This window comes from Aureivirga sp. CE67 (assembly GCF_015767245.1).
In the GTDB taxonomy this organism is placed as follows: Bacteria; Bacteroidota; Bacteroidia; order Flavobacteriales; family Flavobacteriaceae; genus Aureivirga.
Genome location: NZ_JADOTV010000019.1, coordinates 77,369 through 86,649, shown reverse-complemented (window position 1 = coordinate 86,649; position 9,281 = coordinate 77,369). Strand labels below are relative to the sequence as shown.

Sequence of the window (9,281 nt, the reverse complement as noted above, 5' to 3'; positions counted from 1 at the left end):
TAATAATGAATTAAATTTGCTCAAGACTTCGGAGGTTTAGGATTATTTTTTGGTAGAAACAAAACTATAACCTTTTGAAGTCTTTTTTTATCTTATACAATTTTAATCGTGATAATGTTTAATGTAAAAATTAAATAGATATTTTATTTAAATAAAAAAAAATATTTTTATAATTTTCTAAAATCTAATGTGTTATTAACTCCCCAGAATAATTCTCCCCAAGCTTCAATCTAAGTCTAGTTTTAAAATCTCCAGAATATTTAAAAGAGGAAATCAAAACAATTTCATTTGGTGGAATAATTATAGTTTCATTGGCAAGAGAGTATTTATATTTTTCTGTTATTTCAATTGGTTTCCAATCTCCACTTTTGCTTTTTGCTTCAAGTATTAATGGAACAAAATATGGAAAAAATGCTATAGAGTCCTTTGTGGTGTTTTGAATAATTACCGGATAAGCTATCTTACCAGTACTTCCAATAGTTTGCGTTGTGTCAATTTGAATAGACAATTTAGAATCTCTGTACCATTTATAATGCTCACTTTTCTTACTATCAATAAAGTAATCATAATATTTAGTTTTATAATTGTCTAGATAATTTTTTATCTCCATTTCTGACTTATTTGTACGAGATGTAGGTGGCGGAGGAGGAGTAAATATAGATTTTACAATTTCATCTACATAAATAGTGTCTTTAATTTTTCCTACATATCGAACTTTATAATTATCATAAACTGTTTCTTTTAAATTAGTAAGAGTTTCTTTACCTGTTTGAAAAGTATCAAGGACGATTGGAAATGTATTTTTCTTAACTTTTGTAGTAGTTGGCTTTTCATTACATGAGATTAAGAAAAGTAATGATAAAGGCAAAAAGAATTTTTTCATAGTTTATAATTTATTTCTTCCAAACTTCTGAGGAAATTTTCAATTATACAAGTCAATTTTTTTGTTGGAATTTCACAAGAATAAATTTCATCAATTTTATGATGCTGATTACAATTATTTTCATCCCAACAAGACCAAATAAACTCAGTTACATTCTCATTTTGAAAAACAAAAATAAAATATGGATCAATAGTTTCATCTAGTTGAAAAAGATGCTTAAAATATTGTTTTTGGTTTTTGTTGATTTCCTTAATTAATTTTAAATATTTCTCTTGATAAGTTAGATTTTTAAACTCGCTGTTTGAATAATTTTTTGAATTTAATGATTTTAAAAACTTATCTAAAGTTGAAATGTAAGCTGGAACATAAACAGGTTTATTTGAAATTAATTTTTCTCCAAGGTAAAATTCAATTTCTTTTAAATCTGGATGATTCTTTTTTAGATGGAATTGTACTTTTTCTTTATTCATAATTTATTTTTTCTTTTCAATTTCCTCAATAATCGTTTTTCGATGTGTATCTCCCCAATTGTATAAAGCTTTAATCACGGGAGTACAAGATTTTCCATATTCGGTTATTTCATAACTAATACTTACAGGCCTTGTATTTTCTACAATTCTATCTACCAAAAGATTTACTTCCAAATCCTTCAATTCTTTAGAAAGCATTTTTGGTGTAATACCTTTCACAGCTTCTTTTAATTGTTTGAAACTACAATTTTCGTAATAAATCAGCACACTTATAATCTGAATTTTCCATTTTCCTTGGAATACATCCAATGCATCTCGTACGGGTAGTAGTTTTTCCAAACATTCCTTTGGCGTCTTGTTTTCTATCATGCCTTGTTTTTGTTAATAGTATACTTGAGGATACTAGTATATTTTGTATACTTAGTTGCTAAAATATACTTTTCATTCTAATTTTACAAAGAATTTACAACCGAAAATGAATAGAAATGAAAATTACAGGAAATATTTTACAAACACCAGAAGATAGATTTGAAGACTTAAAAGATTATCCTTTTGCATCCAATTATATGGATCTAAATGGTGTGAAAATGCATTATTTGGAAGAGGGAAAAGGAAATCTGAGAACTATTTTTCTTTTTCATGGACAGCCAACTTGGAGTTATTTATATCGAAAGATGATTCCTTTATTGGTAGAAGCCGGTTTTCATGTAATTGCTCCAGATTTGATAGGTTTTGGAAAATCAGATAAACCTGAAAATACAGAAATGCACACGTATTCTAATCATGTGGAGTGGATGCAATTGTTTGTTCGAAAAATGGGAATTCAAAATGCGATTGCTTTTATGCAAGATTGGGGTGGAATGATAGGTCTGCGAGTTTTGGCTGAAAATCCGAATTGGCTGGATCATCTGATTGTTTCCAATACAGCTTTGGCTGAGGTAAAAGGAATTGGAAAATGGATTTTCCCAAAAGTGATGCACTGGATGGCAAATTCGAAAAAGAATGTAACTGTTTCTGATTTTAAAGAGAATCAGAATTTTAAATATTGGGCAGGATATTTTTCAAATCCAAAACATTTAGAGATTGGAGAAATTGTACAAATTCTGACAACCTACAATCTTTCTGAAGAAGAAAAATTGGCTTATGATGCTCCTTTTTTAAATAAAAAATATGAAGCAGGACCAAGAACGATGCCTCGAATTATTGCAACAGATTTGAATGAAGTTAATGAAGCTTGGAGAAAACTAAAAGAATGGAAAAAACCAGTATTGACACTTTTTAGCGATAAAGATCCTTTTTTGGCAAAAGCAGGTTATGATAAAAAGTTTCAAAAGAATTTTAAAGGAGCCAAAAATCAACCACATGATATCATTACAAATGCATCACACTTTTTACAAGAAGATCAACCAGAGATGCTTGTAGATTTCGTGGTGAAATGGTTATCGAAATAGAAGAAATAAATTAAATAAAAATAGAAATCATGAGAATATTAGTAATAGGAGGAACAGGAATTGTAGGAACAGGAATTGTGAATTTATTAAAAGAAAAACACGAAGTAATTTCAGTTGGTCATACACGAGGAGATTTTCAAGTAGATGTGAAAGATGAAGAATCGATCAAAGAATTATTTGAAAAAGTTGGAGAAATAGACGGGATTATTTCTACAGTAGGAGATGGGGAAATGGCTCCAGTTTTAGAGTTAAAACAAAAAGATTTTCAATTTGCTTTGGAAACAAAACTTTATGGAAATGTGAATATTTATAAAGCCGCAAAAAAGTATTTAAAAGAAAATTCGTTTATCATTTTTACCTCAGGAATTGTACGTTCTGTTGGAATGCCAAATACTGCAACTTTAGCAGTGGCTTGTAGTTCCGTAGATGCTTTGGTCAGAACGTTGGCTTTGGAAGAATCTGATTTACGTATTAATGCTGTGAGTCCAGCTTATGTAAAAGAAACAATGGAGTTGTTCGGATTAGATAGTTTTAATGGAATTTCTGCACATGACACAGCAAAAGTTTATGAATATATTATCGAAAATGAAATGCATGGTGAAATTGTAGATGTTGTTTCTTTTTTGAAAATGGTTTAAGTTATGTAACTAGTTGTTTTGCAGGTGTTTAAATTTAATTTAGGATGTTTTTTGTATATTTGCAAGACATTGAATTTAACCAAATTAAAGTATCGAGTATGAAATCTAAATCTAGTTTTAAAAAAGTATTTGCCCTTGTTTTATTTTTACTTTTCATGATAGGTGTAAAGTTAAACGCCCAGAAAACTGTGGAGATTCCGAGTTATAAAAAATTTAAAATAAGTATTGAAAAAACGGAAAATGGTTTAAAAATGAAAAGTTTAGAAGGAACAGCTTGGATTGATTTATCTTTTTCTCTTAAAAATGATAAACCACAAGCTATAGATGAATTTGGAATGACTTCATTAAAAGATACAAAACCAAAAGAAAGTCAAGATTTGGCAAACTTTAAGTTTACAATTTCAAAAACAGATGAAGGTGTAACTCTAAAAGGATTAGAAGGAACAGCTTGGAAAGAGTTAAGTTTTTCTATTTTGGATAATGAGAAAAAAATTATTGATCAAAACGGAATGACAAAATTAAACTAAGAATTACTACAAAGAACATCAGATGAAACTCCTTGTTTTAGCAAAAAAGTTTAAACGAGTTCAATAATTTTATATGAAGCATGGTTTTTTAACCGTGCTTTTTTTATGAAGTTTATTAAATTATCACCTTCTCATCTAAGGATGAAATTTTATAGCTCTAAATAGTATTAGTTGCTATTTTAAATTATTTAAGATTTATATTATGAAATAACTTTTTAATAAGATTTCTAAAGTTGTTTATGAGAAAACTTTAAGTATTTTTGCAAAAATATTGAAAAGTTAAAGAACATGAAAAAGATTATAATTACTGGTTTGTTACTAGTTTTTACAAATTTGATTTTCGCTCAAAAATTTGAAAAAAAAATAATTGCAGAAAAAGCGAATGAAGAGGTTTATTTTGATACTATTAAAGTAGAAGATCCTTATCGTTTTTTGGAAAATGTAGAAGATAAAGATGTGCAAGCTTGGGTAAGAAAGCAAAACCGAGTTTCTCAAAAATATTTGAATGCATGTAAAAGAAAAGCAGATTTAGTTACAAAATTAGACTTCTACCAAAGCTATGGTTATAAAGAGGATCTTTCGGTAAAAGATGTTTATCCTAAAATTAGAAAATTTGCACATAGTTCTACTTCTGAAGGATCGTTGTATTATGCACTAAAAAAAGGACAAGACTATAGATTATTAGTAAATCCTTTAAACATAGGAGGAAGAGGGAAAAAAAGAATAGTTTCTTATTATTTTAATAAAGACAGATCAAAATTGGCTTACACCATTTCTAGAAATGGAACAGATTGGAGAGAAGTAAGAGTTTTTGATTTTGAGAAAGAAAGAAGACTTCAGGATAAAATAAAAGATGTTCGTTATTCTTCTATTCTTTGGCGAGGAAATGGATTTTATTATAAGAAATTCGACAGAGCAGAGAAATTTGATAAAGCATCTTCACCAAAAATATATTACCACAGAATAGGAACAAGTCAAGAGGAAGATATCTTGATGTTTGAAAGAAAAAACAATCCTTCGATTCAATTGGATTTTCAGGTGACAGATGATGAAAGATATTTAATTATAAGTGAGTTTGATGAAAAATTGGATATGAAAAGTTATTATTTCTATGATTTTAATGAAACTAAACCAAGAATTAGACCTCTGGTAAGAAATACGAAGTCGACAATAAAAATTGTAGGAGAAAATCCAAATAATAAAAAGTGGATTGCTAGTGTAAAAAATAAAGATTCGAAAAGTATTCTTGTAGAAATTGATCCGAAAAACACAAAAACTTGGCGAGAAATTGTTCCAGCTTATGATAATAGTAATATGACAGATGTAAATATTGTAGACGATGGAATTTTTGTTGTGTTTAAAGAGAAATTAAAATCGGTTGTTACTTTTTATAATTATGATGGAGAATTACTTTATACAGATGTCTTACCAATTGCTTCTAATTTGTCGAAATTTGTGAAATCTGAAGAAGATGGAAAGTATTATTATACTATTCAGTCGTATACGGTGCCATCAGTTTTTTTTGAATTAAATATTAAAACATTTGAAAAGAAATTAAACCAGAAAACACATATTGCTTTTGATAGTAAAAATATCAAATATAAGGAGGTTTATGTACCTTCAAGAGATGGAAAAGAAATTCCTGCAATTATGGTTTATGATGAAGAATTTATTTCAAAAGATAAGCCAAATCCTTTGTTAATTGATACTTATGGTGGTTTTGGATTGGTTGTAGATGCAAAATTTGACCCTAAAGTTGTGCATTTTATAAAAAGTGGAGGAATCTATGTTTTTGCACACATTCGTGGTTCAGGAGGTTTTGGTGAATCGTGGAAGAATGATGGGAAAAATCTTAAAAAACAAAATGCGATTAATGATCTGATTGATGTTTCAGAATATTTAATTAAAGAAAATCATACTTCTCCAGATAAATTGGCGATTAAAGGAGGTTCTCATGGAGGATTTATTGTTGCAGCTGCCGGAATTCAAAGACCAGATTTGTTTAAAGTTGTAGTTCCTATGAATGCTCCATTAGATATTTTACGAAAAGAGAAATTTAGTGTAGGAAGTTTTCATTTGGATGAATATGGAACTGTGACTAAAAGAGATGAATTTGAGAATATGTATAAAATATCTCCATATCATAATATAAAAGAAGGTGTGAATTATCCTACGATGCTTTTGATTACTTCAGATAATGATGATCGTGTGCCGCCATTTCATTCGTATAAATTTGTAGCAAAATTATTGCGTAATGAAAAGCAAACAAATCCTATTTTATTGAAAGTTGCAAAAAAAGCAGGACATCATGGAGCAACTAGTTATAAAGCTGCTGAAAAGGAAAGAGCTGAACATTTTAGTTTTATAATGTCTGAACTAGGAATGATTGAGAAATAATTTATTTTGACAAATAAGAAATAGAAAGAGGTGTGATATTTTAAATGTCACACCTTTTTTGTTGAAGAAAATATTTTAAATTAGAGCTTAGTAATTAAGGTTTTACAGATGAGGTTTTATAAGTTTTGCTGCTTTTTCGTTTTGTTATTTTGGTCTGATTTGATTTTAGCACAGGAAAATTCGGAGCAGATTGAATTTAATAAATGGAAAGTTTATTATGAATTAGATGCTTTTCGAGAAATTGATTCGGTAAAAAGGTATGATTTATATCTAGATGGTGAATATTTTACTTATACCAATCAAATAGATTCACTTTTGGTAAGAGTTTCAGATTATAAAGATTTTTATGCAATCAATTTATTTGAACATGGTTATAAATTGGTAAATTTATTTAATCAAAATGATAATTTCACGCTACGAAAAGTTTTGCAGATCAAGTTGCCAAATAATGAAAAAGAAAATATTGAATGTAAAATAGAGGATTATGGAGCTATCGTAATTGTGGATCCAAAAGAATACAAAAAATTAAAAGAAATATTTTCCAAATTTTCTACACTAACTTTTGCTATTGATTCCTGGGATTTTAATCGTTCTAAGGCCAGAATAATTTATAATTTTTGTTTGAAATAGAAGATGTTTTGTTTTTTAATAGATATTATCACATTTGGTTTTGTATAAAATAAATAGATTGTCAAGTTCCCCTCTTGAGAGGCAGGGCTGTCAGGTTCTCCTAATTTTTTAATTAGAACCTGGCGCACTTTTGTAAAGTGTGCCCATTGTTTCTAGCATTTGTGTGGTCACGAGTTACAAACTCGCGCCAGCGATCATCAAAAATCGATAAATCAAACTAGAACTTGACAGCCCTGCTCTTGAGAGGGGCTAGGGGTGTGTTTTAAATTAAATAAAACTTTTTCATAAGATTTCAAACGTGACAATGTTTAATCTTTGAAAACTATTACATTTGCCAAAAAAATAAAAATGCAACGATTACTACTATTTATTACCATATTCATGCTTACCAATACATTTGCTCAAAAAATTACAAAAGAAGAAGCAATCAATTATGCTGAAAAACTTCATGAAGTTGAGATTTTATCTGAAAATGGAAAAAACCATTTTGTAAATACTTTAAATAATCATTTAGTAACACATCCAGATTTTGAAATAGAAAAACAATTGTTGTACAAATATCTTGAAGAATGTTTTGAGAAGACTTTTTTATATAGAACTGGAACATTTGAAATGATGAAGGTGCAAGATGAGTTGTCTAAAAAATATTTAGGTGAAAATGTAAATCAAGAGAATTATAAAAAACTAAGAGAGGAATTTGAGAAAATTAAAGAAGACTTTTATAAGAATTGGGAAGGTTTAAAAATTGAAGAAGCAATTGTTTCGGATGAATCTTATGAGGGAAAAATTTCGTTTACAGGTTCTGTAGGTGATTATGATGATGAAAATATGATAGAAAGTTTAGTTGTTGGAAAAAGATATAAGGTAGATATTGATTTTTTTGATAGAAAATTAGGAGAAGAAACTTTACAAAAACTGACTAAAGATTTAATTCATAAAAATAGAAGTGCTTTTGGAAAAACATTTTCTAAAACTATGGAAGATTTATTTCAGATAGGTTTGATAACTGAAGAAGTTTATAATAAATTTTTAGAAGTAAAACCTAAAATAAAAGAAAGAACTGAAAGAATGAGTTTGCTTTATGTAAAGAAAATCATCGAAGATATAGAGGGTTTTGATGATGAAAATAAAGAGCAAATTAAGTTTATAAAAGAATTGTACGAAGCAAGGTTATTGGAAAAATCTTCAATGGAGAAATTGAGTATTTATAAAGAAAAGAAGTTGAAATCTGATGAAGAAATTCTATCTCATTCAAAACAAGTAAAGATTTTTGATGAAAATGATTTCTCTGCGGACAATATTCAAGAAGGATATCAGCAAATATTTGAAGAATTAAAACAAATTATTCCAGGTTTTGATTTTTCTGATTTAAAAATAAGCTTTGAAAAAGAAAAGGATGTAAAAGTTAAGAGAGTTGAAATTCAAATTGAATTTAAAAGTAATAATACAACTTATAAATTACAGGATTTTTACGATTATTTAAAAGAAGGAGAAAAATTAGAGTTTAAAATTTCTTCAGAATTAAATAGTGTGATTAATAAATATCTGAGAGATGTAAATTCTACTAAAAGATTACATCAGATGAGTGGTTATAAATATTCAAAACATACATTTCTTTATTTAAACAAAAAACAAAGAACCATTTGGGAAAAAGAAGGAGAATATTCAGGTTTTTTTAAAATGAATTTTACTTTTGATAATCAGTTTTCGACAGCGGAAATAGAAAAAATAATTAAGAAACTTAAAAAGAAAAAGTTCTTCAAACATTTAACAAAGGAAGAATATCAGGAAGGACTGAAAAATATAGATTATTCATTTATAAATTCCATCGAAGAATTACTTCTTAAATTTCCAAAAACTATTGTTGGTTTTGATTGGGAATCCGAAAATCTTGAAAATCCTTATGAAGAATTAGCATTGGATTTTGGTGAAGCCTCGAGAGGTGTTTTTAAACCAAAAAATATAAAAGATACATTTGAAGAAACTTTATTTAAAAAAGAAAAAACACTTTTCAGTTTTGAGTTTGAAGATAAAGTTTATCTGGAGAACTTAGTAATGCAAGGTGATTGGTTGCATAGAGATTTTCTGTATTTGATTATAAAAGCAATTTCGGAAAATGGTCATGATGGTAAAATTTATACAATTGGAGAGCCAGATCAATATCAAAATTTTATATTTCTGAACGAAAAACAATATGAATTTTTAAAAGAAAGCTTTCCTGAATTGTACTTGAAGGAGTTTAAATGATAATTTAATTATGAAAAAAAGAATTTTAAATCCTGATA

General features: G+C 27.8%; 9 protein-coding genes. 6 read left to right on the top strand and 3 right to left on the bottom strand.

Annotated features, from left to right (window positions below):
• Positions 1 to 184: 184 nt before the first annotated feature.
• From I0K12_RS17685 to I0K12_RS17675, 3 genes are read right to left on the bottom strand one after another with little or no spacing between them, the layout of a single operon-like run.
• Entirely contained in the window at positions 185 to 883 is a 699-nt protein-coding gene (locus I0K12_RS17685) for a hypothetical protein (protein ID WP_196889469.1), read from the bottom strand.
• A complete protein-coding gene (locus tag I0K12_RS17680) occupies positions 880 to 1,353 on the bottom strand; it encodes a hypothetical protein (protein ID WP_196889468.1) in 474 nt (157 codons plus the stop codon). Before I0K12_RS17680 ends, I0K12_RS17685 begins: the two co-directional genes overlap by 4 nt.
• A gap of 3 nt (positions 1,354 to 1,356) precedes the next feature.
• A complete protein-coding gene (locus I0K12_RS17675; protein ID WP_196889467.1) occupies positions 1,357 to 1,722 on the bottom strand; it encodes a winged helix-turn-helix transcriptional regulator in 366 nt (121 codons plus the stop codon).
• A 116-nt stretch (positions 1,723 to 1,838) separates the two neighbouring features.
• Here I0K12_RS17675 and I0K12_RS17670 point away from each other — a divergent pair, with 116 nt between their 5' ends.
• The 6 genes from I0K12_RS17670 (at position 1,839) to I0K12_RS17645 (ending at position 9,243) form a co-directional block, all read left to right on the top strand.
• Positions 1,839 to 2,804 carry a haloalkane dehalogenase gene (locus tag I0K12_RS17670; RefSeq protein ID WP_196889466.1) on the top strand — a complete coding sequence of 322 codons (966 nt, stop codon included), beginning with the start codon at positions 1,839 to 1,841 and terminating at the stop codon, positions 2,802 to 2,804.
• 29 nt (positions 2,805 to 2,833) lie between these two features.
• Positions 2,834 to 3,442 carry a short chain dehydrogenase gene (locus tag I0K12_RS17665; protein ID WP_196889465.1) on the top strand — a complete coding sequence of 203 codons (609 nt, stop codon included), beginning with the start codon at positions 2,834 to 2,836 and terminating at the stop codon, positions 3,440 to 3,442.
• A 98-nt stretch (positions 3,443 to 3,540) separates the two neighbouring features.
• Positions 3,541 to 3,969 carry a hypothetical protein gene (locus tag I0K12_RS17660; RefSeq protein WP_196889464.1) on the top strand — a complete coding sequence of 143 codons (429 nt, stop codon included), beginning with the start codon at positions 3,541 to 3,543 and terminating at the stop codon, positions 3,967 to 3,969.
• 288 nt (positions 3,970 to 4,257) lie between these two features.
• Positions 4,258 to 6,366 (top strand): prolyl oligopeptidase family serine peptidase, encoded by a 2,109-nt coding sequence (locus I0K12_RS17655; protein WP_196889463.1) that lies wholly within the window; start codon positions 4,258 to 4,260, stop codon positions 6,364 to 6,366.
• Positions 6,367 to 6,474: 108 nt separating this feature from the next.
• On the top strand, positions 6,475 to 6,996 hold the full coding sequence (locus I0K12_RS17650) for a hypothetical protein (RefSeq protein WP_196889462.1): 522 nt from the start codon (positions 6,475 to 6,477) through the stop codon (positions 6,994 to 6,996).
• 348 nt (positions 6,997 to 7,344) lie between these two features.
• A complete protein-coding gene (locus tag I0K12_RS17645; protein ID WP_196889461.1) occupies positions 7,345 to 9,243 on the top strand; it encodes a hypothetical protein in 1,899 nt (632 codons plus the stop codon).
• Positions 9,244 to 9,281 lie beyond the last annotated feature (38 nt).

What these genes read in the sequence shown, in the direction of transcription:
- I0K12_RS17685 (WP_196889469.1), bottom strand. Translation starts at nt 883, where the DNA reads ATGAAAAAATTCTTTTTGCCTTTATCATTACTTTTCTTAATCTCATGT.
- I0K12_RS17680 (WP_196889468.1), bottom strand. Translation starts at nt 1,353, where the DNA reads ATGAATAAAGAAAAAGTACAATTCCATCTAAAAAAGAATCATCCAGAT.
- I0K12_RS17675 (WP_196889467.1), bottom strand. Translation starts at nt 1,722, where the DNA reads ATGATAGAAAACAAGACGCCAAAGGAATGTTTGGAAAAACTACTACCC.
- I0K12_RS17670 (WP_196889466.1), top strand. Translation starts at nt 1,839, where the DNA reads ATGAAAATTACAGGAAATATTTTACAAACACCAGAAGATAGATTTGAA.
- I0K12_RS17665 (WP_196889465.1), top strand. Translation starts at nt 2,834, where the DNA reads ATGAGAATATTAGTAATAGGAGGAACAGGAATTGTAGGAACAGGAATT.
- I0K12_RS17660 (WP_196889464.1), top strand. Translation starts at nt 3,541, where the DNA reads ATGAAATCTAAATCTAGTTTTAAAAAAGTATTTGCCCTTGTTTTATTT.
- I0K12_RS17655 (WP_196889463.1), top strand. Translation starts at nt 4,258, where the DNA reads ATGAAAAAGATTATAATTACTGGTTTGTTACTAGTTTTTACAAATTTG.
- I0K12_RS17650 (WP_196889462.1), top strand. Translation starts at nt 6,475, where the DNA reads ATGAGGTTTTATAAGTTTTGCTGCTTTTTCGTTTTGTTATTTTGGTCT.
- I0K12_RS17645 (WP_196889461.1), top strand. Translation starts at nt 7,345, where the DNA reads ATGCAACGATTACTACTATTTATTACCATATTCATGCTTACCAATACA.